This is a genomic window from Paenibacillus sp. FSL P4-0081, from assembly GCF_000758565.1.
GTDB classification, from domain to species: domain Bacteria; phylum Bacillota; class Bacilli; order Paenibacillales; family Paenibacillaceae; genus Paenibacillus_AQ; species Paenibacillus_AQ phytohabitans.
In genome coordinates this window covers 971,057-995,531 of sequence record NZ_CP009280.1, presented here as the reverse complement: position 1 = coordinate 995,531, position 24,475 = coordinate 971,057, and the positions used below count along the sequence as shown (strand labels likewise).

The following is a 24,475-nucleotide window of genomic DNA, read 5'->3' as shown; positions in this document are numbered from 1 at the left end:
GCTCCTTTCTACCACAGGCTTGATTTCGTAGTTCTTTTGGATACGGTATTGGCAATCGTCACCAGGATCAGTCCAATAATCCCTTCGAACAAGCCTACCGCTGTCGCATAGCTGAAGTTCCCTCCGGTGATCCCCATCCGGTACACATAGGTAGAGATAACATCAGCGGTTTCGTAGGTGAGCGGATTGTACAGCAGCAGGATTTTCTCGAAATTGGAACCCAGAATACTGCCGATATCCAGAATCAGGAGCACCATAATCGTCGGCAGAATGCCGGGAATGGTCACATGCTTCGCCAGCTTGAAGCGGTTAGCGCCATCAATCTTCGCTGCCTCATACAATGATGGATCGATGCCGGTCATCGCGGCCAGATAGAGAATCGTTCCCCAGCCCAGGCTCTGCCAGACGCCGGAGGTAACATAGATCACCGGAAACCACTGCGGCAGGGAGATGAAGGAGATTGTTTCCAGTCCAAAGGACGTCAGAACGCTATTCAGGGGGCCCGTTAAAGAAACCACCTCTTTAATCATCCCTGCGACGATAACCATGGAGATGAAATGCGGAAGATAGGATACCGTCTGGACGAATTTCTTCCATTTGATCCTCCGTATTTCGTTAAGCAGAAGCGCAAATGACAAAGTAACAGGGAATTTTACCAGCAGATAACTAACACTTAAAGTAAGATCATTGAAAAAAGCCCGCCAAAATGTCGGATCCTTCATAAACATCTCGAAGTACGTAAACCCGACCCATTCCGTACCCAGGATATTAGGCCCGCCTCTGTACTTCCGGAAAGCAATAATGTTCCCCAGCATCGGCGCATACTTGAAAATAATGAAGTAGATTACCGGGATGACCAGAAACGAATATAGCTTCCATTCTTGTTTAACATGCTTCCATAAGGGAATTCTGTCCGCCTTCTTGCGTGGAATCATGCCTGCTGTCTTGGCTTTAGCAGGAACTGCCATGTCATCATCACTTCCTCACGAATAATTCACTCTAGCAGTGACGGCTGCCTGACGCTTGCGGGCGGGTTCGCGGCCGTCCGGATGTAATCGCTTTCTGCTCCATCAATGTACTTGCTAACCCGGCGGCTCATCAATGTTCAATACCGGAAATGATGTACGTTAACCTGCAAATGGCGGTTGACATCTTGAAACGGATAGACGGTTTCGCGTATTTCCGCTCTGGAAACCAAAAAAGATGACCTCCGGCAACCGGAGATCATCTGTCACTCTGCTTCACTATCCTGTTTCACTATCCTGTTTCACTGGATCGCCTTGTATTTCCCCGGCGTAATCCCTTCATACTTCTTAAATACCCGGATAAACGCATGGCTGCTGGCGAATCCAACCTTCTCGGCGGTATCGTCGATGCTGGCCCCTTCGAGCAGCAGAACCTTGGCTGCTTCAACCCGGCTCTGGCTGATATAATCACGCAGTCCGACCTGCCCTGTCTGTTCGCGGAACAACCGGGATACATACTGCGGCGTCAATCCGAAATGATCGCCGATCTGTGACACACTCAGGTTCTTGTCGCTGTAGTTCTCCTGCACGAACGCTGTAACCTTCTCGCCGATACCGGCACTCGTCTGCAGATTAGGCTTACTGCGGAGCACCGTGCATACCCGCTCAAAGATATCGAGCAGCTCCTGCTCGAATTCAGGCTTCGTGCTGCAGGACAGCAGCCGCTTGAGCGGCCGCCATTCATCCCAGGCGATGCTGGCCTGCTCTTGATCAGGAATGGCCTTAATCATCGTAGCCGCTACATCAAGCAGGATGCATTTCGAAATTTCATGCGACCTCTCTCTTTGGAACGCTTGCTGTAAGATACTATTAATCATCTCGTTGGCCTTATCAAATTCATCGGCCTTCAGGAAGTTGATCAGCATCATCTGGTCATTCACCGTGAAGAAATAACTGCCGGCGCTTGGCTTGATGCTTCCATACCAGATCAGCATCTCATCTCCGAGCACGCTGCGGTATTCCTGGGCTTCCAGGGCTTGAAGGAACGCGAGATTCACGCCGTTCAGACCTGTCTGCAGCTCACTGCCCACTGTGGTGAAGCGGAGCTTGTACCGGAGAGTAATGAATTCGTAGGCTTGGGCCAGATCATCCTCGATATCATCCTTCCAGTGCTCTGCACGCTCCGGAGCTACGTTCACGACCGCCGCCAGCATGCCGTCCATATCTGTGAAATTGATCGTCCAATGATTGCTGACCAGGTCGGCAACAATATTGGATACAATAAATTGGGATAACGCGAGATCCTGTATCCCATCGTCATCGCTATCGATATAGAACAGCAGCACTGCGAAATGATCAGTCGTCCAATTCAGCTTATACATCTTCGCCAGCTCCGTGAACGGGACGTTACGGTCGGCCTGACCTTTCAGGAGCCTCCCTAAATAGTAATTCTGCAGCACGCGCAGCTGTTGATCATGCTTATTGTTCGTATCATCCCGTTCCCTGATCGTCTCCAGAACATTCCTGCGGATGAAGGTATATTCATCCAGGTATTCACCGGTGCCCTGCGCCGGATTGCGGTTGAATACGCTGACCAGCTCTTTGATCGGATCATAGTTTTTGCGGGCGAAATAATAGATAACCGCACTGCCTACCGCAAAGCACAGCAATAATCCGTACATGTTCATCGTCCGCATTCCCCCGATATGCTCCCAGAAGACATCGGTCGGAAACACGCTGATATACTTCCAGCCTGTCGTATCGGACGACTCGATGGTGATCATCGATTTAACTCCCTGAAAGGTGCTCGTAAAGGTGCCGGTGCCGCGGTCATTCCATTCCTGATAAGCCGAAGGTTCGATCAGCGTATCTCCAGCATTCTGAATCATAATCTGGCCGTTTGTGTCCATAATAAATACCCGGCCCCGCTCTACCCAGTCGATATTCGCGAGCATCGTCATCATCTTCTCCACATTAAGCGGTATGATGAGTGCGCCTGTTAGTTCGGCAGTCGCCTGAATCGGCAACGAACGGATATAGAACGGGGTATACGTAACTTTTTTATCCGGATTCTTGAGCGGAAGCAGCACGTATTCACCCGAATGATGCTGGCCCATAAGCTGCTGCCAATCATCGTAAGCGAACGTATCCGTCTGAAGCTTCATCTCATAAAAAGATTGTTCTTCTATATAGGTCTCACTGGAAAGCACCGACTGCAGCGGTTTCGAATATAAGTTAATCTCCTTAATGAAGTTGTTGGCAGATAACATTTTGCCCAGCTCCTGCTTCAGCCCGTATATTTTGTAAGCGTTATCAGGTGTGGATGAAGACAGAAAGCCTTTCACTTCGGAATGAACGGCCAGCTGCGTAGCAAGGCTCTCTGTCTGCAGCAGCTCCCCGTCCACAATATATCTTACCTGCTGAAGCATCGCTCTGCTTGCCAGCTTAATCTCATTTTTCACAACTTCTCTCGTCTGACCATAGATGATCACACTAAGAATGACAGGTATGCACAGAATCACCGCATACGAGACAATTAACCGGAAAACTACACTTTGTGTGAAGTGACCCCTTTCCAAATTCAATTGCAATCCCCCTAATTCCCTTTTTTGTACATTTCAATCATAAATGAAATTGGGGTAAGCTTCATATGTACAATTTGAAATCTGATGTACAGTTTAAGCAGGTTTGGCTATTTACTCACTGCGGATCACACGAAAACCCTGGTCATTTCCCCTGCTGCTCCCCTCAAACTTGCCCCGAAAAGATACCTCTGTATTGTTAACGCCGCCGATCCACCCGCCGCCCTTCACCAGTCTGAGGGAGCCGCTGTTGCTGTCCGGGCCTTCGTACCAGTTCCAGCACCATTCCCTCACGTTACCTGACATGTCGTAAAGCCCCAGCTCATTGGGTTTCTTGAGGCCGCTAATTTTCGTCTGGTTATGGTTATTCTCGATCGCCGGCCAGTTCCAATCCCCGGTTAAGAATTGATCCCCGGAATTCCTCCAATACCAGGCTACCTCATCAGCCTTGCTGCTTCCGCTATAGCTGCTGCTCTTGCTCATCTGTCCTCCACCTGCTGCATATTCCCACTCCGCTTCAGTCGGCAAACGGTAGCCGTTCACTCCTGCATTGACCGTTACGGTCCATTTCATGAAATCTCTGTCGCTTGTATTATTCGGATCAACAGTGTTCTTGTCTATATTGTAATAGGGCTTCAGGCCCTCTTTCATACTCCGTTGATTGCAGTACTCCACAGCATCATACCAGGTTACACTCTCTACGGGCAGATTATCCCCCTGAAACTGGGAAGGGTTATTCCCCATCACCTCCAGCCATTCTTGTTGAGTCACCTCATACTTACTGATATAAAAATCAGGGAGGGTCACATCTGTTCCGTAATAATTGGATTTTGTGTCTACAAAGGCACCGCCCTCGACCCATACAAGACGCTCTTCCCTGGCAGGCTTCTCCTGCGAGCAGGCAGCGGCAATACCCGTTAACGCTATTAAAAAGACAATCGATAGTTTTCGCATGGATATATCTCCTTTGAACCGATTGGGAAAGGTACGGACCTGCTGATAGCCTCTATATAGGAAGCACAGTAGTTATAGAGATTTCATGTGGAGTTCAGCCTATATAGCTGGCTTATTAAGGCCGCCGGCTGTGTGACCGGCAGGCCTCAGTCCTATCAATGATCAGCCGTCTTTCTGAATAACCGGAACCCGGTTAGTGCCTGTCAGCCGCCTGTTACCACACCGTTACGTTAGAGCTGCCGCTGCTCTGATAGCCTTCTGTTGCAAGCACCTGATAGGACCAGCTGCTTCCCAGATTCATCCCTTTGCTCTTCCATGCGTTAACATGGTTACTGAAAGTGATAGCAGAATTGCTTCCCGTCGCTCTCTTCGACTGTCTTACACTCCAGTATTGAGGGAATGTGGCATTACCATCAATGGAAGGCGCGTCGTAGCGCATAGTGGTATAGATATCATAGGTGCCCCCGTCACTGGTCACGGTGCCCTTATACGTTCCGGTAGGTCTATAAGTACCCCAGCTGTCAACAACGTAATATTCGATGAGTGAATTTCTTGTCCAGCCGTACAGGGTTAAATACCCGTTGCCGGACGGCGCCCAGACGCCTGCATTGTAGTTGATTGTTCGTGTTGGCGATCCAACGTTCCAGCCTTTGCCGACCACGAAATTGCCGGTATTGGACCAGTTCACACTGTAATTCCCGCCTGTTCCGTTCGTAGCATTGACTGTACCTCCGCCATCAGTCCAGTTCTGCCAATAATCTGTTGCTGCACTTGAGGTCGCTGCAAACGCGCTGAAGCTCATTGTGGCTGCCATGAATACCGTTAGAATTTTCTTGTTTAGCTTAAACATTGAATTACCTCCTAAGAATAATTTGTTGTGTACAGCCTTTCTTCCCCGCCCTCACTTGCCCGTAGCCTCTGTCCGCAGAATCTAACTTATCCTGAGTTATCTCCCAGATATTTACTTGTCCTCCTTCACGAGTAAATTATATAAGGTAAGCGTTTACATTTCTCTCTGCAAATTAAAGGTTTAATCCCACTTTTTATAGGTCTTATGGAGACGAGACGGCATAACTTATCAATTAAAAAAGCCGCCCCATTAAAGGACGGCTCTGCATCAGCAATCTTATGGATCCATCAGCCCATCTTGATTACGGCCTTCACCACATCTTCCTTGTTATTGATGACGAAATCAAAAGCCTTCTGGGTATCCTCGAAGTTGAATTCATGGGTCACGATACCCTTGACGTCAATTTTACCGCCGGCAATCGCTCCAATGGCGGCAGGATACAGGTTGCGGTAACGGAATACCGATTTGATATCGGCTTCTTTGAACATAATCTGCATGAAGTCGAAGTCGATGATATCCTTGGCTGCGAGTCCGACGAGCACAATCGTTCCGCCTCTTTTGACCAGATAAGGGGTCTGCTTCACGGTATGCTCGCTTCCTGCGGTTTCAATGACCTTATCCACGCCCTGACCGTCTGTCAGTGCAGCGATGACATCCAACACATTCTCTTGCTTCGCATTGATAACCAGGGAGGCGCCCAGCTTCTTCGCCGCTTCCAGCCGCTTCTCAATGATGTCTACGACCACAATATCCGTTGCTCCGTACGCCTTGCAGGCCAGAAGTGTGACAAGCCCGATGCACCCCGCTCCGAGGATCACGACACGGTCACCCAGCTTAATTCCACCTTGTGCCGCAGCATGCAGGCCCACCGCCAGCGGTTCCACCAATGCCCCTTCTTCCGAAGATACGTTGTCCGGCAGCTTAAAGGCCATGTTCTCCGGAAAAGCCATGTAATCCATCAGGCAGCCATGGTAAGGCGGAGTCGCCAGAAACTGTACATCCGGACAGAGATTATACTTGCCGCTCTTGCAGAACTCACACTGGCCGCAGGTCACTCCAGGCTCCAGCGCAACCCGGTCCCCCACCTTCAGATGCTTCACCCCTGGTCCCAGCTCCACCACTTCTCCGGCACATTCATGCCCCAGGATGAAATCTCCGTCGACCACGAAGTCACCGATCCGGCCATACTCCAGATAGTGCACATCTGAGCCGCAAATCCCGACATATTCCAGCTTTACAACAACCTCGCCCTCTTTGGCTACCGGCATATCAATTTCATTCATTTCCAGCTTCTTCAGCTCTGTCATATAAAAGGCTCTGTTCTTCACAAGTTTCTCCTCCTCAGGGGCATTAGCGTTCTGTATAACCATCTGAATTACTTCAAGGCCTCTGCCTTCTCCAGCAATGCGATATACTCATCCACATTATCCTTGGCAATCAGCGGGTTACCGATATCGGTGTCGATCTGTTTCTCCGCGCCGGTCAGCAGCTTGTTGCTGGTATCGAGCAGCTTCTCTGCCAGCTCAAAAGCATTCTGCAGACAAGTGGAGGTCATCTTGCCCTCCTTGATCAGCTGAAACGCCTCAGCCGTTCCATCCACTCCATAAGCCAGCATGCTGCTGAACTTGGCATTATCCTTAACCGCTTCAATCGCGCCTGCCGCCATATTGTCGTTCATGGAAACTACCGCGTCGATCTTGTCGTTGGCCTGAACCCAGTCCTCCATATATTTCATCGCTTCATCCTTGTTCCAGTTCGCGATCTGTTCGCCGACGATCTGCACATCCGGACGTTTGTCGAAGAATTCCTTCTGCCAGCTTTCTCTCCGCTTATCGGCGTGGAAGTTCCCGGACGGGCCGTTGAGTACTACGACCTTGGCATTCTGCGGAATCTGTTCCAGCGCTGCGCGGGCATTGACTCCGGCCTGCTCGTAAGGATCGGCATCCACAGTGGATGCTCCTTCAATGCCGGAGATGCGTGCATTAGTGGTGATGGCATAAATACCAGCTTTGATTACCTTCTCTACGTAAGGTCTTTGGGCCTCACCGTTATTCGGCTGCACAATGACGAGGTCGAACTTGTTGGTGATGGCATTCTCGATCATGGAATTCTCTTTATCGTCACTGGCCTGCCCGTCGAAGACCTCCAGCTTGATGTTCGGATATTTCTTGGCTTCTTCCTTCACGGCGTTGGCAAGCCAGGCGGCAAAGGAGTCCGACTGCGCGCGGGCGATATAGGCAACCTTATATACTTTCTCACCGCTGTTACTTCCTTGCGCTCCTGAATCGGATGAGCTTGCCGTATTCGAGTTGCCACAGCCTGCGAGCAATCCCAGTACCAACAGCATCGAAACTAAGGTGATCCATGTTTTTCTCATTGTTTTTCCCCTTTTATTTATTTTAAACAGCGCCGCTGTTTAATCCGGTTGCCTGGACATCCTCTTACCTGTACCGGGTCACTTGGCGATTCCCGGACTCTGCTCCCTCTTGAGTCCGCTGCTCTTGCCGTTCTTGCCATTCTTGTCTTCAATTCTGCCAAGTGTGTTCTTGGTTCTGCGGTTCTTGGACCGGATATCGTAGATTACCGCCAGCGCAATGATGGCCCCGCGGATAATCTGCTGCATGTAAGAGTCGACATTGGTCAGGTTCATGATGTTATCCAGGAAGCCTACAATGAAGGCGCCAGCCAGGGTGCCGCCCGCCGAACCGATTCCGCCGGAGAAGCTGGTGCCCCCGATGATCGCCGCCGTCAGCGCCGTGAATTCATAGTTGATTGCACCGTTGGGAAGCCCGGCATTCACCCGGGACATGAAGAGAATTCCGGCAACCCCTACGAAGATACCGTTGATGATAAAAGCGGTGTATTTGACCTTGGATACGTTGATACCTGAAGCCGTAGCCGCTTCTTCATTCCCGCCCACTGCAAACAGCGAGCGTCCGAACCTGGTGTGCCGCAAGATGTACCAGGTGATAAGGGCAAAGGCAATCAGAAATAGCACGGGGATAGGAATGAAGCCGATGGAGCCTTGGCCGAGGACGGTGAAATCCCCCAGCTGCAGGATGTTCTGTCCTTTGGTGAAGAGGAGGGCAACCCCGCGGGCCATCGTCAGCATGGCCAGTGTCGCAATGAAGGGCGGCGTCTTGAAGGTGCTGACCATCACGGCATTGACAATATTGCACACCACGCCGGTCACGATGCCGACTACAATAGCGGCTGTAAAGGAACCTGTAGATTTGTAAGCGGATACAGCAAACACTCCGGAAAGGGCCAGCACAGAGCCCTGCGATAAATCCAGCATCCCGCTGATAATCAGCAGGGTCTGGCCAAACGCCAGGATGGTAGTTACCGCCAGCTGGGTGGAGATGTTGGTCAGGTTATTAATGGACAGAAAGTTCGGGTTGGCAAAAGAACAGACAATAAATAATGCCAGCAGCACCAGATAGATGCTGTACGTCTTTTTAAATGTGCTCCAGAATTGGCTCCAATTCATCTCTTTCAATTCAGTTCACCTCATTTGATGTAATCGTTCCGGTGGCGTACTTCATAATCTGCTCCTGGGTGAAATCCTCCCGGCTGATCTCCCCGGTAATCGTGCCCTTGGCCATCACGTAAATCCGGTCACACATCCCCAGCAGCTCGGGCAGCTCGGAGGAGACCATAATGACGACCTTGCCCTCCTTGACCAGATCGGTCATCAGCTTATAGATTTCGTATTTGGCACCCACGTCGATGCCCCGGGTAGGCTCATCCAGAATAAGAATATCCGGACCCAGAATCATCCATTTGGCCAGCACCACCTTCTGCTGGTTGCCTCCGCTCAGCGAGGCGATAACTGTATCCATCGAGGGTGTCTTCACCCGCATCTTCTGGAACATCTCCGACACGATATCCTGCTCGGCCTTGGCATGATGCCGGAAGCGGTAGAACACGCTCTTCAGGGAAGACAGGGTCGTATTCTCCTTCACCGACCGCATAGGAATGATCCCGTATCTGCGTCTGTCCTCGGAGAGCATGACCATACCATGCCTGATGCTCTGCTCCACGTTCTTGATTGTGACCTCGCGGCCCTTGATGTACACCTGCCCGGAGGCGATGGGATCAAGCCCGAAGAGCGAACGCATCACCTCGGTTCTCCCTGCCCCGATCAGTCCGGCGAAGCCGACCATTTCCCCCTTGCGCGCATGGAAGCTTACATTCTCATAACCGCCGTGACCGCTCAGATTCTCTACCTTCAGCAAGGTGTCGCCAATCTCTACCTCTTCTTTCGGGTAGGTATTGGTAAGCTTGCGGCCGACCATCAGCGAGATCACCGTCTCAATGTCCAGCTTCTCCTTGGGATGGCTCTCCACTACCGTTCCGTCCCGGAATACGGTAATCTCATCGGCGATCTGAAAAATCTCGTCCAGCTTATGCGAGATGTAGATAATGCTGACGCCCCGGGCCTGCAGCTCCCTGATCTTCACGAACAGCTTATCTACTTCCTCGTGGGTAATCGCAGAGGTAGGCTCATCCATGATGATGATATCTGACTTGTACGAAATCGCTTTCATAATTTCCAGCATCTGAATATCGGACACCGTCAGGTCCTTGAGCAGGGTAGTCGGGGAATACGGCAGATTCTCTGCACGCAGCAGCTCCTTGGTACGCGCTCTGACCTGCTTCCAGTCCACCTTGCCGAACCGGTTCGCCGGCAGATTCCCGAGGAAGATGTTCTCTTCCACTGTCATTTCCGGCACATAATTCAGCTCCTGGAATATCATCGAAATCCCCAGGCTCCGTGCCTGAATCGGGTTGCTGATTCTGACGGGCTTCTCGTCTATGAAGATCTGCCCGCCATCCGGCTGGTGAATGCCGTTGATGATCTTCATGAGGGTTGATTTACCTGCACCGTTCTCGCCGCACAGGACATGCACCGAACCTTTTCTTACCTTGAAATCAATCTTGTCTAACGCCTTGACCCCCGGAAAGGACTTCTCGATCTGTGACACCCTGAGTTTAATGCTCTGTTCCATTCCTTTCCCCCCAAATGATGAACTGATTTCCCGCCTGCTCCAATTGTTACTAAAGTACTTTTATAAAACCTTCTAAATAAGATTATAGCCAGTTTTGTATTGAAGTCAACAAAAACTTAAAGCGTGATGGAAACGCATTCAATTAGCGGTTTTCTGAAGGCGGACATACAAAAACGCCTCCGGCAGAGGGCGGAGCCGCAGATGCAGCACCGTCCCTCTTCCGGAGGAGCGGGAGAAGAACACGATATTCTTTTGATTAAGGGTATATCTAGATGCTGTCAATAAACTCCGTTACCAGTTCCAGCGCAGCTCCCACGGCGGTAGCCTCCAGCTTGTATTTGCAGACCCGGAGGTAGGTGCCGTCCTGCTCGAAGGTGTTCTTCCGGGCCGCGAGCGCCTGGAGACCATCAATGTATTCCTCCATGTACGCTCCGGCATAACCGCCGAGAATTACATCGCAATCGTACAGCATCCGCAGGTTGTTAATTGTAATCACCAGGTAGCCAAGGTACTCCTGCCATATAGCCTTTTGCGGCTCATTCCCCTCCCGCAACAGCCGGAAAAATTCAGAAATGCTGCCCCCGGTGCTGTCCGATAGTATTCTAGCTGAGCAATAGGCATCCACACAGCCCTTCTGCCCGCAATAGCAGGTACGGCCCTCAGGCATAATCGTCATGTGTCCGAACTCTCCGCCACGGTGGTTCTGACCGGCGTAGATCTGGTTACTAACTATAATTGAACCGCCCACGCTGTTGTTAAGGGATAAATAGACTACATTGTGAATGTCTTGCTCCCCCCACAATTCGGTGAAGCCGGCCGCATTCGCATCATTGCTGAGAATACAAGGATAAGGGATGAATTCCGCGAACCGCTGGACACTTCCCCCCTTGAAATCAATAACCGTGGCATAGCTCACCGTCTGGCGGTCATCGGACAGAATCGCGGGCAGCGCAATTCCCACGCCCAGAATCCGGCTGCGGTCAAGCTGACAATCTTCCACAAAATCCTCCACCAGCTTGCCCACCCCCTGGAAATAAACCTCGCTGTTCGCGAAGGGGAAATGGTTTCTGACATTCTTAACGATTCTGCCGCTTAGATCAATGATGACTATCCCCACATGATTCAGGGTCACATCCAGCCCGATGGCATATCTCGCCACACTGTTGCAGGCCATCGACTTGGCTTTGCGGCCGCCGGTGGATTCGAACAACCCGGTCTCCTCGATCAGCTCTCTTTCCTGCAGCTCTTTAAGATTCTGGGTAACTGTAGGCAGGCTTAGATTGAGCGCCTGCGCAATCTCTTGAATAGAAGTAGATTCACGGTGATACAGATATCGGTAAATGGCGTTCCGGTTCATCTTTTTAACTTCCATACTGTTCAAGCGATGTGTCGCCATTATATAGCCTCCGACTTTTATAAATGTACTTTAATAATGTATATAAATATAATATACAATCACATCCGTTTTTGCAATCATATGTATGTTATAATTGTGAATATTTTCACTAATATACGGTCATTGTATCAAGTATTTATTTCCCCGTCATTAGTCTTTTCACACTTGCACACCGGATTGCGTTGTTTTGTCCGAATTACGGCCCCTAGACTAGCTGGACTATTACATTCAACCGCATAAACACCCTAATGTTGTACGTATTACAACTCTGCTCCCTAAATAATAGGCACCTCGTCAGAATTGTTGTATGAATTACAAGAATTGTCCTGCTCAACCGCCTGTTGGAAGGCGAAATCCTGCCTTTTATACAACAATTCCCGAATAGGACTGATATTAATAGAGAAATGTTGTATTTCGTGCAGGATTTAGTAGGGTAGAAATGACAGCGAACGGTTGAGCCTGAATGAAGCCAGGACAACAGCTAAGCATCCGGCAGCGGGGGAGCAGGCATAGGCATCATAAACAGATACTGGGCAAAAAAGAGAATGCCGGAAAGAATGAATGTGATTCCGCCAAACTTAATCAGGTTAACCGTTGGTCTCAAGCCGCGTCATCTCGATTCAGTTATATATGAAATCAGCCTCAGAATCCATTCCTTGTCGTATGCTATAATCATAGCAAAATTGCCAGGAGGAGCCTATGAACCGGATTCAAAAAATTACAGATAGAGATCAGAATATATCACAAGAGCTGCTGGACATTTGGGAATCAGCGGTCCGTGCCACGCATCTTTTCCTAACAGAACAGGATATTGAAGGATTACGTCCCTTGGTTCATCAAGGTATCGGACATATCTCCCATTTGCTTGCCTATACCGGTCAGGAGCATTATCTCGGCTTCATCGGCGTTCAGGAGCAGAAGATTGAAATGCTGTTCGTAGACCCCGCCGTCAGAGGACAAGGCATTGGTAAGCAGCTAGTCACTTATGCCCTGCACACTCTAAACGTACTCTACGTGGATGTGAATGAGCAAAATCCCCAGGCTCTCGGATTCTACGAGCATCTGGGATTCCAGGTCTATGACCGGTCTGAACGGGATGAACAAGGCCAGCCTTGGCCTATTCTGCATATGAAGCTATCACAGATATAGCAATCCGGGTAGCCTTAACAATATCACCCAGCGCCATGCTGGCCTTGCCCGGTTTATCGAGCACCTGCTCAGGGATATAGGGCACATGGATGAAGCCGCCGCGCATAGCCGGATAATGTTGCTCAATGTGATGGAGCAGACCGTACATGGTGTTGTTGCAGACATAAGTTCCAGCGCTGTTCGAGAGGAAGGCCGGCAGGCCGTTGTCTTTGATCGTCTGAACCATTCTTTTGACAGGCAGGCTGGAAAAATAGGCATTCGGTCCGTCCGCGCAGACCGGCACATCCTCCGGCTGGCAGCCCTCGTTATCGGCAATGGAAGCATCCATCAGATTAACGGCAATCCGTTCCACCGTAATGCCGCTGACCCCGCCCGCCTGTCCGATACAGACCACCGCATCCGGCCTTTCGGCCCCGATATACCCGATCAGTGTCTCCACCGATTTCTGGAACACCACGGGCAGAGACCGCTTGATGATCTCCGCACCGCCAATGTAATTCTCCAGACGCTGTACCGCCTCCAGCGAAGGATTGACAAGCTCTCCGCCAAACGGCTCGAAGCCTGTTATAAGGATTTTCATAGCGTGTAGCCTCTCTTTCTTTCTGATCATGTCAGCTTAACCTCTACTCCCTCGCTGTCCAAATATTCAGCGCACGCGAGCGGACCGCAAGGTTCGTGTGATTTCTGAACGACCGCAAACGCTCTGCCGGTTCCGGGCTCCAATGTAGAGCCTGTCCTGCTACTTCCAGCAATGAAAGTCCCATATACGGGGATTCGTAACGCTGTTCAGCTCCTAGCACATCCACAATTTCGAGCAGAATCTCCGGATTCCAGTATCCTGCGCTGTCTTGTATACTATGGGCGATCTGGCTGTACGCTTCGCTTAACAGCTGCGGCTGATCTGACATACCATCAACCAACCGGTTCAGATACGCGGCGGATTCCACCACGTTATTCCAGTCCATGGCTGCGATATACAACTTCATCACAAGCTGCTGTAAAGTCTCATCGGGTGCGTGGCAGGCGATCAGTCCCAGGTACAAAGGGATAAGATGGATCCGTGTATTCTTCGGCAACGAGGTCAGCTGGTTAATTAATTTCTGGAGGCGCTGCCGGTGAGGCAAATCTCTTCCCGCAGCTGCATTCCAATCCCCGCTTATCCCTGTACCGGCCAGCTTCCGGCAAACACCAATTACAACCTCGTTGACCTTGCCGTCGCGGCAGGTTTCGATCAGCGTGTTCACCGCAGCTTCCCATCTCGTGCTGTCTTCCAGGTCCGTAATCGCCTGAGCAGCGGCAGCAGCAATCACATCTTCATTTACATTAGTCCACCAAATCATAGCAGCAAAAGCATACCTGCCAACGGATGTATCCGGATGATTGGCAATCTCAATGATTAAGGCCAGATAGCGCGGTCTATAGTCAAGCGGAAGAGCATTAGGCTGCTGGGATAATAAGCTTAGTGCGATATCACTTTGCGGGGAAGCAGCGATGGCCCTTAGAATCTCCCAGCTGCGTTCATCATCCAAAAGCTGCTTTGCAGCATGCCCTATGGCGATGATCACATCCTTATGGGCGCTTGGTTTGCCGAGCTCGTTCAGGAGCAGCGGAAGGCTGTCCTCACTTCTATACGCGCCCAGCAAGCGGATGGCTTCTTTCCGGACCGTAATCTTCAGCTTATCCCGGTTTAGCAGCTCCTTCAGCAAGGTAACCAATAACACCGGATTCACTCTGCGGATGCACCTTGGTATGGAGTACATCGCTACACGTGCCCGGTCTCCATCCAGATTGTCCAGCAGCACGGGGAGCACCTTCTCCGGCTCTTCCAGCAGTGACAGGGCATGAAGCGCCGCCTCTGCTACAGCGACTTCCCCATCCTGTACCAGTCCAAGCAGCCTGTCCGGGCCAAGATCAGGCATACCGGCCATAATCCTGATCACTCTTGCACGTTCGGACAGACTGCGCTTAGGATCATCCGCAATTTTCGCTAAGAGGGAACTGTAAGCTTGCTGCTGACGCGGCAGCCACCGGTAGAATCCGCTCTCCGCCGGCACGGGATAAATCGTTTTGCCTGACAGGAACCTGCCTTTGATCACAGCCCCCGAAATGAATGGATCGAGCCACTCCTGACGCTTCAAGTGCAGGTGCCGGAACACTTCATGGATCGTAATATACGATTTATCCGAGGCCAAAAGTTCCTTAACTCTGGCATCACGCATCTGATGTGGTTCAAGCCAGAGCCGGGTTGCACGCATAGCTATTGCATCTGCCGTGGACCTCGTGGCTTCCTTTAACAGATTCTGAAGTTTAATAATACCGTGACCTCTTTTGCCAAAAGAACCCGCCAGGCTCATTACCAGATAGTAGTTCTCTGTCCGGTTGGCCTGTGCAGCAAAGGCATATATGCCGTCGAAGATCATCTCTTCTACTCCCTGGGGCAGTTTCTCTAGTGATGGAAGGGATAGCTGCCCGTTCTGCTTAGCCAGCTTCCTGATTGTATCTAGCGCAAACTTGAACAGCTCACCGTGAGGCTGCCCTGCGTTATGCCGCAGAATAGCAAAGGCCAGCTGCTGGACAGAGAACTTCGTTCCATACGAGATATCTCTGGCATCGATAACACTATCAACGAGTAAAGTAAGCGCCTGCACATGGGCATCCTCGTATACAGACGCAGGACTTTCCGACAGCTCCTTGAACACTGCGCTGCGGACAGGGTCCTGGTCATTCTTAATCCGGCCCAGATATACCAGGGTTTCATTCATCCCCTGCCTCGACAGAACCGTACTTCTTATCAGCTGCATAAGCGCCGTAGCACGTTCGTCTGCACCAGATACCCGTGTGGCCAGCTCAAGCGGCTCCCTTGAATAGAGAATGGAGCGGCAGGCGGCAATACGAATGGTCCGGTCCCGGTTATCCTTGATCTCACGAAGGCCAAACATCCGGGCAGCCTCCTTATCACGCAAGGCATGCGGCAATACATACAGTAATTTTTCCGGGAAAATCCGCTCTTTGCGTCTATCCTCCTCATACACGGCATCAAAAATCACCTTGCGGTTAGACGGCGCCATATGTTCAAGCAGCTTCGCTACATGCATAGGGTAATCTGCGAGTAATTTCGCAATCCCGATCCACTGGTCTATAGACAGAACTTTCTTTCTTTTCAGCACAGCCTCAGGAACACCATGGGACAGCAGATCGCTCCGCAATTCCGTTTGTGTCAGCAGCTGAAACACCTTATCCGGATTCTGGCGTACAAGTGTGCCCAGATGTTCTTTGAGTGCAGGATGTATAATTCCCATAGGCCCGTGATTCAGTGCACACGCAAGCATCAGATCCGCCTTATGATTGCACAGATGCTCCATAGCAGACGAGAACCTCGACCAGACATGCCCTTTTTCCCTGAGTGGGGTGCTCTCCAGCGTGGCTGCGAAGTATTCCGCTACTACATCAAGATGCCGGCTGGCTAACTTCTTCCAGTCTCTGATGGCAAACCCGATATCCGCAAGCCACGTGCTAACCGTTGCCGCATGGCAGGCCTGCAGTATAATTGCTGCCTCCTCCGCACCCCACCGGGCGTATACCAAGGGTAACAGGCGTTCCGCCAGCTCCTGACGGTCTATCTGTGAAATGGTGCGAAGCAGCTTGCGGCGGCAATCATGTGATAAGTGCGGGAGCTCACGTTCTATTTCTTCATCTGAAGCTGCTTTAGCCAATAGGCCCGCAGCCGTGTTCCTGATACTTGCCAGGGGATGCCGCAGCGCAGACAGAATAACCGGGGCATCCAGTGTGGCGATGGCACCCATTAAGGCAAGGCGCGCTTCATACGCACCGCCCTCCAGTAATGAGGCCAGTAATTCGGAGTACTTGGCTGATCCAAGGTGCTCACGGCCCAATGTCGTTACTTTTCTGATTCTGTCGGAGTAACCTAGTGAATCCAGTTCTTTAAGTAAGCTCTGCTTGTCCAATGGATCTCTTCTCAAAATCATAAGTCCTCCTCGTTAACCTGTTCTGGTTCCATTCATTATAGGCTGAACTTAAGAGATACTAACTTAAACGCAATTGTCACTACGGTGAATATTTGCGCTATTGTTATTTTCTTTTATTCAGTTTAGATAATCTCCTTAACAAAAAAAAGGCAACCCCAATCCGGTTATTCAACCGTCTTCAAGATTACCCGTTGCAAGCCTTACTCTACCATTTCATTCTTATCGCGCTTCTGTTGGATAAACACATACGTCTTCTCATCCGACAAGGCTTCCGCAAATGCGAAATCAAACCCGTCGAAGCCTTTGATATCCTCCACGCGGGTAATTTGCCGCTCGGCCATGTAGCGGACCATTTCACCCCTGGCCATCTTGACCAGCGTCGCCCGCTCAACCACCTTGCCGCCGATGTCCTGCCCGAACACCACACTAATCATTCGAGCGTCCTTGCCAATGTACGGAGAGATACATTTGCTGTATTCCTTGGAAGCCAGGTTCAGAATGATGTCACTCTCCGCGAACAGCTGGTCCGCCAGTCTTCTATTCCAGAACTCATAGAGAGAACTGAAGCCCTTACCACCCAGCTTAGCCTGCATCTCCAGCCTGTACGGCACAACGCCGTCAAAAGGTCTGACGACTCCATAGAATCCGGATAAAATCCGCAAATGCTGCTGAAGATAATCCAGCTCCTCCGTCTGAAAGATTCCGGGCGCCATGTACTGGTACTGTATTCCCTCATATGAGAAGATAGCCGGCGTCAGATTCCTGGTGACATCCATCTCCCGGATCCGTTCCATATTCAGCGTGACGATGGCATCATTGCATTTCCATAGCGCTTTGGCTTCTTCATAATTCAACTTGCGTAATAAGGCCAGAAGAGTCTGCGAATCGCTGATGAACTGCGGCACTTGGCGGTAATCCAAGAAATCCGTGTCCGTCTTCATCTTCTTGGCAGGCGATATAATGATCCTCATGCTGCTCCCTTTTCTACCCCCGCGGGGAAAACTAAATGTACCTTTATACTATCATAATTTATATTATATAAGCTGAACTCAAGATACTAACTTAGTATACTAACTTAAACCTTAGTCGTCACTGCGGTGAATATTTGGACTTCCAGCCGCTGTTGTCCCCAGATTTCTTGATTATTACCGCTCCTACAGTTCCCAAAATCCCCCTTCGCTCCTTCCGCTTTTTGTTATTTCTTCTATCCATCTTATTTAGTTATTCGCTGGCAAGCGGCACAAATACGGAGGCACAGTTCGCCTGCCGGAAACGGGCGATCACATGCCTGCTCCAGTCACGCGTATATTCAGGGTGAGCATTCAGGAATAGCTCATCCAGATGATTGAACGCCACATCATACGGCATGCCGGGATTATCACCATTCACTTCGAGCTGGGTAATGTGCAGATAGATGCCTCCGGGCACCGTAATCTTTTCAACGCAGTCAGGAAGTGACTCAAAGGTGCTGACTCTGGTGCCGAAGCAGGAGTTAACCTTCCCCTCCTCCTCACTGTTCACCGGAAAACCGTAATAATCATGCAGATAATATTTAGCCGCCTCAGTGGCGAATACCTGGTCCTGCACGTCAAAATATTTCGTGATTACAAACTCCTCATCATCCGGCAGCGTCATGCTGCAGGCGATCTTCATCTCCGGCATTGTCACCGCCTTGAAGCGCAAAGAGTCAAACCGCTCCGCATCATTTCCCGGTATCTTAACGGGTTCGTATTTGGTGAGAATCTCCCCTGAGTCATCATATGTATTGAAGCTAAGGCCGGAAGGGTTATAGACGTAGCTGGTGTCATTACGGAACTGGCCGATGAAATATTCATCTGCATGCATCCGCTCATCATAGCCGATCCGTCCAGCCTCCTTTGTCTCATTGATCAGGACTTTGGCATAGCGGCATGCAGGCACTGTAAGCGTCTCAGTATATTCCGGCAAATGTGCGGGTAACCCGTCGAAGCTGCTTACCTCATATCCCACAATGATTTTATAATTGCCGTCACCCTGCACCTCTGATCGTACGGTAACAACCTCTTTACCTTTGATTTGCTGGGTGATGAGACCGGAGAGGAGCGCGATATCGCCTTCTGAAGTCAGCTTCTTGGTATACAAGTAATCATTCAACGTACAGCTCGCATGCTCAGACCCATGGAAACCGCCATATCCCCGGCTCTCATACGAAACCGGCAGCGCGATGCCCACCACTTTCATCTCCGGCCGGTCCACAATACTGCACAGCTCCGTAATCTGTTCTACCTGAATCTCACTTGGAATCTCCATCTGCTTCATCTCCTCCACCATTCTCAGGATTACCGGCTTCACGCGGGGGCTGTAGTCTTCGGGCGCATGCTGCGGCAGTGCTTGTTTTCTTAGATTCATTTGTGTGCTCCTTTCCTATATAAATCTAGTTTATAGATGAACGCGTACTAAATATTATCCGTTCTTAACATCTTTCAGCTTGATCCACACTCTCATTGTGATAGCATCCGGGTCACCCTGACCTCCGGTCTCATAGGTAGTAAAAGCAGGCAGCTCATCCTTGCTCCATCCGTGCTCCTGTATCCATGTATCCAAAAGAGCAATAAACACTCCGCGGTCACTACAACTGTCCCTCTCGAGCATCGCATAATGGCCTTCGGCAACCCGCAATATTTTAAGCCTGCTATTCACGGGAAGCTCTATCGTCTGTTCCAGACACACACCGCAGGTGTAGCTTAAGCCGCTTTGGGCTACATAGAACTCCTTTACTGTGCTTATCACCTCAGGGGTATGAAGGGATATATAGTTCATCACCGCAGCAGATGCCTCCTCCTCTGCCTGATCCCCTTCCCGGGACGACACCAGAAACTCTAGACCTGCACAGAAATTCACACTGATCTTGTCATAATCCGTCCGCCTCTTCACTGGCAGATACAGAATCAGCTTCCTCACTTGCCCGCTTTTGCAGATATATTCTTCGAAATAACGCACATCATCCTGCACGAACATACTGGTTCGCAGCCACTTCAGATAGAGATAATCCCACGCCAGCCCGATCTCGGCCTCATCGTTCCTAACGGTTGTCTTCGCGAAGGTTGAACTGAATTCTTGAGCCACCTTTATTCCCTGAAAAGTACTGTCTGCCAGTGTGTCTAGCAAATCCGCACCATACTCCACAGCGAGCTCATAACAGAATAAGCCGTCCCGCTGCTGCCCGTCTCTGCCGAAGATTCTGCCCTGGTATTCAGGTATTAGAAAATGCAGCGCTTCTAGCGCTTGTTGCTCAATGCCGTACTGCTTGGGATGATAGAATTTCGCGCGTAAGGTCTTGGGGATCGTTTCAGCGGTGACCGTTACCTGCCGGATGGTTTCACTGTCGAATCTGGGGAAGAAGTAGCAGGCTTCACTCTTCTGGTACTCTAGCGGTGTCATATGGGTTGCGGATTTCACGTATTTGCACAAAGCCTGCTGGGAGCTATAGCCGCAGGAGTAGGCAATCTCAGCAAGCGGACGCTGCGAAGCTCGGATCAGCCCGAGCGCGGCTGACAGCCTGCGCTTGCGTATGTATTCTTTTACCGAATGTCCGGTATAGGTGTAGAAGTCACGATACAGCTGCATCAGCGACGTGTAACCGGCCTGCGCAGCTTGTCCAAGGTTGATGTCTTCGTATAAACGTTCCTCTATGAAGGCTATGGATTGTTTGAAGCGGGCGGATTTGTCCATGGGAAGTCCTCCGGGAGCCTGTCGCTGAAAGCTTCAGCGTCTTTGCTTTGTAATTCCACAAAGGTTAGGGGAATCCTTCCAGTAACACATTGTATTCGGTTTTTCGCATACATTGAGCCAATCTCCCCTATCATCGGCACATTGTATTCGGTTTTTCGCATACATTGGGCCAATCTCCCCTATCGCCGGCACATTGTATTCGATTTTCCGCATACATTGGGCCCATTCACCCTATCGCCGGCACATTGTATTCGGTTTTTCGCATACATTGGGCTCATTTACCCCATCGCTGGCACATTGTATTCGATTTTTCGCATACATTGGGCCAATCTCCCCTATCGCTGGCACATTGTATTCGATTTTTCGCATACATTGGGCCAATCTCCCCTATCGCCGGCACATTGTATTCGATTTTTCGCATACATTGGGCCAATCTACCCTATCGCCGGCACATTGTATTCGATTTTTCGCATACATTGGGCCCGTTTAACATCTCACACAACACAAAAAGCCCAAGCCCGGCATAACACCCCAGGCTTGAGCTTTTTCACATTCCTATTCCCAAATAGTCCGAATAATCGTATCGAACGGTTCCAATTCCAGAGTCTGCGGACCATACTCCGTCTCGATCGTAGTCTTTTGCAGCTGGTCGCTGTTATTGATCACGACAAGCATCTTGCTCTCCGGATAATACGCGCACTCGGTATAGAGGTTATCCGGAATATATTTCGTTTCCTGTAGCTCCTTACCGGCATAGCGGATCAGGTTCAGCAGCAGGCGGGTATTCTCCCAGCCGAATTCGAAGGAAGGCAGGTAGATTCCCTTACCCTTACCAAAGTTATTCGTAGACAATGTAATCTTACCGTCCAACTCACTCATCACAGCAGCGGAACCATCCGTAAGATGGACACCGTTCTTCGGTGTAATGCTGGCGCCATCAGGCACCAGACCTTGCTCAGCTTGAACCTCATACGCCCATTTGCCGTGAGCTACCCGCGCACCCGTGTCCTCATCCACACCCAGAACATGCGCCATTCTGAAGTAGCTGTCGTATCCCTCAACCGCTGAAGGCTGGTTAATCCCGATAAAGGTACCGCCCTCATACACCCATTTGGTCAGGACATCTACAGACTTGCTGTCTTTCCAGTAGTCCCCGCCGCTCCAGGCTGTACCGGCACTGCCTGCATTAATCACTACATCCACATGCTGCAGCACGCCCTGGCGGATATCCTCGAAATCAATGAACTGCACCTCAACCGGCAGACCGGATAGAGCTTCATTAATGTGAATCAGATCATGCATATACGTCTCATGGAAGTGGCCGGACAAGGTCCAAGATCTCAGCTTGCCCCAGCTATGCAGAATAGCAACCTTGGTCTTGATATGATATGGCTTGCCTTGCTCATGCAGCTCCTTAATCTCTCTGAATTCATTCGCAATCTTCTCGATATAATCACAGAAATCCGGGTAAGGCTCGACCAGATGCAGATATCCGCCCAGGCCAATCCGGTCAATCGGCTCACGCAGGAGGGCACGCCGGATGTTGATCCAGTATTTTTTGGCATCCAGTGTCGGATTCCCCCCTTCCATGAAGGTAGGCGCGCCGCCTAAACCCACCGGAAACAAGTACGGATGCAGCCGTATCTCATGCGTATCCACTTTCACCCCTGAACAGAGCCTTGCTTCATATCCGGAGAACACACATTTGATCATTCCGTCGAAACCAAACTCACCGAAGCGGTCATTGTAAGGCTCTGCGCCAACCCAGCTGTCATCGTAGAAGACATACGCCAGCTTGTCATGCTTATGCACAATATCTATTAACTGCTTGCCGAATCGGATCACGAAATCATTGATAAAAGCCATATAGTCCAGCTTGCGCTGCTCCGCCGGGATATGACTGACGCGGTATTTGCCGCCGTTCACGAAATCCTCTGCCGTCAGCGAATAGCCGTATTGCTGCGCGAACAGATCCAGACCTCTGGCACTCACCGTGAAATCATAGGAACCCCAGTCTGAGAACAGATGACGGTTACGCTCACTGCTGCCCCAGATCCAGGCGAAATTATAGAACAGGGAAGTAAAGCGGACAACCGTTGTTTCTTTATGCTTCACACACCAGTCTTCCATCCAGTCCAGCAGGTACTTCTGCGTGTCCTGATACATAGGATCAATCTGCATCAGATGCTCTTTGTTCCAGTTGTTCGTGGTGTGATTGTACATCGAGATCTCTTCCCAGATCCGGTAGGCCATGAAGCTGACGGTGTATTTATGCCAAGGTACGATTCCGGTAAGCACCACATTGCCTGATTCCCGGTCGTAATTCCATTGCTCTCGCGGTACTTCCTCACCGGTCGTCCGGTCATACACCTGCCAGTACTTGAACGCCTCACGGGAATCATTCACTCTGAACTGTTCAGCGAAGAAATCCTCCATCAGGTAGACCGATAAATAATCCTGCACAGCCACCTTCGGATTCGTAATAAGGAAGCTCTGCTGCAGCTTATCCGGGTTCTGCGACGCCCATTCATTATGGTCCCGGATGATACAGACTGTAGAATAAATGCCGTATCCGGCATTGATAATCTCATCAGATAACTGTGTACCGTCACTGTCACGGATGACATCGGCACCCCAGCGTTCAGCGAGTTCAAGCGTTAGCGCTTCGTAACCGGATTCTCCCGGCAGTGTGAATGCGCCTGTTGATGGTTTGGACAATTCGGTTCCCTCCTATTTAAGCATATCGGACAAGAAAGCAAGCGCTAAGCCTTGGCCCCAGCCTTGAATCCAGTCTTTTGGAATATTGCGGTACCCTTCGCGGTCCTTCATTACGGCTGTGCCGCCGGATACGCCCAGGACACGTCCGTCTTCGCTGATGTTTGCAAGAATGCCTTTTAACGCTTTTTGCACGTATTTGGTGTGCAGCGGGTTGCCGTTGTTGATCATCGCCGCCGCAATGCCGCAGGATGCCGATACTTCTTCATAAGATTCCTCATCATCCAGCACCGTCCGCCACAAGCCGTTATCTGTCTGGACAAGCTTCAGCGCCGCCAGCTGATCACGGAGCGAACATTCCACGTCCATACACTGCGGATACAAATACCAGTCCTTCAAAAGCGGCTTCACCTGCGACATCGTATACGCACCCCAGGCATTCGCTCTGCCCCAGTATAATCCGGACATATGATCCTGCTTCACATTGTTATAGCCATGGAACCAGAAGCCGGTGCCAGGATCCTGCAGGTATTTGATATGCCAGTAGTATTGGTTAAGAGCATCCTGGATCAGCTCCTGATCCTTCAGCTTACTGCCCACACGCAGCAGGAAGAATGCCGCCATAAACAGCGTATCCGCCCAAGCCTGTTCCGGAAAATCATTAGAAATCGATACCGTATGCTGCAGCACATTGTCTCCGAACCGCAGTGCATTCTTCCGGATGTATTCCACCTTGCTCATCGCAATATCCCAATATTTCTGCTCTCCAGTCGCTTCATACAAGGTGATCAGCATGTGGCCCATGGCACAAGTGTTGACCGTCCAGTCCGGCAGCCCCAGCTCAATATATTCATCCGCCCACTGAACCAGCCTGTCCAGGTACTCCTTGTTCCCTGTAGTCTGATAAGCTCTGGATACCCCATAATAAGCTACGCCGCAAGGCCAGTCCCATGTTAAGTCCATCGCCAGTGTTTTGGTGGTGACCTTGTCAATAATGCTCAGAATCTCTTCCCTGTTGAAATCCACTTGAATCATCTTATTACCCCTCTCTTGTCTCACGCGCCTCAATAGCGCTTACTATCCGTCTCATTGCAAGCGCTTTACATACTCCATTGTAAGCAGTAAAATATTCTATATCTAAGCATATTCACAGCA

At 50.5% G+C, this 24,475-nt stretch carries 18 protein-coding genes; 1 reads left to right on the top strand and 17 read right to left on the bottom strand.

Annotated features, from left to right (window positions below; translation table 11 throughout):
- Nucleotides 1-8 precede the first annotated feature (8 nt).
- The 10 genes from P40081_RS04320 to P40081_RS39710 all read right to left on the bottom strand — a co-directional run bounded on the left by P40081_RS04320 (nt 9) and on the right by P40081_RS39710 (nt 12,363).
- Nucleotides 9-968 (bottom strand): ABC transporter permease, encoded by a 960-nt coding sequence (locus P40081_RS04320; protein ID WP_081969822.1) that lies wholly within the window; start codon nt 966-968, stop codon nt 9-11.
- 299 nt (nt 969-1,267) lie between these two features.
- The gene (locus tag P40081_RS04315; RefSeq protein WP_042133596.1) at nt 1,268-3,550 is read right to left on the bottom strand and encodes a helix-turn-helix domain-containing protein; all 2,283 of its coding nucleotides are present in this window, start codon (nt 3,548-3,550) and stop codon (nt 1,268-1,270) included.
- 111 nt (nt 3,551-3,661) lie between these two features.
- Entirely contained in the window at nt 3,662-4,501 is an 840-nt protein-coding gene (locus tag P40081_RS04310) for a formylglycine-generating enzyme family protein (RefSeq protein WP_042133594.1), read from the bottom strand.
- Between the two features lie 214 nt (nt 4,502-4,715).
- Nucleotides 4,716-5,351 (bottom strand): glycoside hydrolase family 11 protein, encoded by a 636-nt coding sequence (locus tag P40081_RS04305; RefSeq protein ID WP_042133591.1) that lies wholly within the window; start codon nt 5,349-5,351, stop codon nt 4,716-4,718.
- A gap of 287 nt (nt 5,352-5,638) precedes the next feature.
- Nucleotides 5,639-6,679, bottom strand: a complete 1,041-nt coding sequence (locus tag P40081_RS04300) for an NAD(P)-dependent alcohol dehydrogenase (RefSeq protein ID WP_042133589.1) — start codon at nt 6,677-6,679, stop codon at nt 5,639-5,641.
- A gap of 47 nt (nt 6,680-6,726) precedes the next feature.
- Nucleotides 6,727-7,728, bottom strand: a complete 1,002-nt coding sequence (locus P40081_RS04295; RefSeq protein ID WP_042133588.1) for a sugar ABC transporter substrate-binding protein — start codon at nt 7,726-7,728, stop codon at nt 6,727-6,729.
- 78 nt (nt 7,729-7,806) lie between these two features.
- The gene (locus P40081_RS04290) at nt 7,807-8,841 is read right to left on the bottom strand and encodes an ABC transporter permease (protein ID WP_042140737.1); all 1,035 of its coding nucleotides are present in this window, start codon (nt 8,839-8,841) and stop codon (nt 7,807-7,809) included.
- Nucleotides 8,842-8,851: 10 nt separating this feature from the next.
- Nucleotides 8,852-10,363, bottom strand: a complete 1,512-nt coding sequence (locus tag P40081_RS04285) for a sugar ABC transporter ATP-binding protein (RefSeq protein ID WP_042133586.1) — start codon at nt 10,361-10,363, stop codon at nt 8,852-8,854.
- Nucleotides 10,364-10,631: 268 nt separating this feature from the next.
- Nucleotides 10,632-11,759, bottom strand: coding sequence for an ROK family transcriptional regulator (locus P40081_RS04280; RefSeq protein WP_042133584.1), 1,128 nt, complete (start codon nt 11,757-11,759; stop codon nt 10,632-10,634).
- Between the two features lie 481 nt (nt 11,760-12,240).
- Nucleotides 12,241-12,363 (bottom strand): hypothetical protein, encoded by a 123-nt coding sequence (locus tag P40081_RS39710; RefSeq protein WP_269323228.1) that lies wholly within the window; start codon nt 12,361-12,363, stop codon nt 12,241-12,243.
- A gap of 95 nt (nt 12,364-12,458) precedes the next feature.
- Between P40081_RS39710 and P40081_RS04275 the strand changes: the two genes are divergently transcribed.
- On the top strand, nt 12,459-12,908 hold the full coding sequence (locus tag P40081_RS04275; protein ID WP_042133582.1) for an acetyltransferase: 450 nt from the start codon (nt 12,459-12,461) through the stop codon (nt 12,906-12,908).
- On the opposite strand, the gene pcp is transcribed toward P40081_RS04275, so the two are convergent.
- The 7 genes from pcp to P40081_RS04240 all read right to left on the bottom strand — a co-directional run bounded on the left by pcp (nt 12,877) and on the right by P40081_RS04240 (nt 24,355).
- Nucleotides 12,877-13,488 carry a pyroglutamyl-peptidase I gene (pcp, locus tag P40081_RS04270; protein WP_042133580.1) on the bottom strand — a complete coding sequence of 204 codons (612 nt, stop codon included), beginning with the start codon at nt 13,486-13,488 and terminating at the stop codon, nt 12,877-12,879. The two genes, P40081_RS04275 and pcp, sit on opposite strands and share 32 nt — an antisense overlap.
- Nucleotides 13,489-13,531: 43 nt before the next feature.
- Nucleotides 13,532-16,894, bottom strand: coding sequence for a hypothetical protein (locus tag P40081_RS04265; RefSeq protein WP_042133578.1), 3,363 nt, complete (start codon nt 16,892-16,894; stop codon nt 13,532-13,534).
- Nucleotides 16,895-17,094: 200 nt separating this feature from the next.
- Nucleotides 17,095-17,865 carry a peroxide stress protein YaaA gene (yaaA, locus tag P40081_RS04260; protein ID WP_042133576.1) on the bottom strand — a complete coding sequence of 257 codons (771 nt, stop codon included), beginning with the start codon at nt 17,863-17,865 and terminating at the stop codon, nt 17,095-17,097.
- Nucleotides 17,866-18,115: 250 nt separating this feature from the next.
- A complete protein-coding gene (locus P40081_RS04255) occupies nt 18,116-19,282 on the bottom strand; it encodes a GyrI-like domain-containing protein (protein ID WP_042133575.1) in 1,167 nt (388 codons plus the stop codon).
- A 54-nt stretch (nt 19,283-19,336) separates the two neighbouring features.
- Nucleotides 19,337-20,605, bottom strand: a complete 1,269-nt coding sequence (locus tag P40081_RS04250) for a helix-turn-helix domain-containing protein (RefSeq protein WP_042133573.1) — start codon at nt 20,603-20,605, stop codon at nt 19,337-19,339.
- A gap of 555 nt (nt 20,606-21,160) precedes the next feature.
- Nucleotides 21,161-23,323 (bottom strand): 1,3-beta-galactosyl-N-acetylhexosamine phosphorylase, encoded by a 2,163-nt coding sequence (gene gnpA, locus P40081_RS04245; protein ID WP_042133571.1) that lies wholly within the window; start codon nt 23,321-23,323, stop codon nt 21,161-21,163.
- A 12-nt stretch (nt 23,324-23,335) separates the two neighbouring features.
- A complete protein-coding gene (locus tag P40081_RS04240) occupies nt 23,336-24,355 on the bottom strand; it encodes a glycoside hydrolase family 88/105 protein (protein WP_042133568.1) in 1,020 nt (339 codons plus the stop codon).
- Nucleotides 24,356-24,475: the final 120 nt, after the last annotated feature.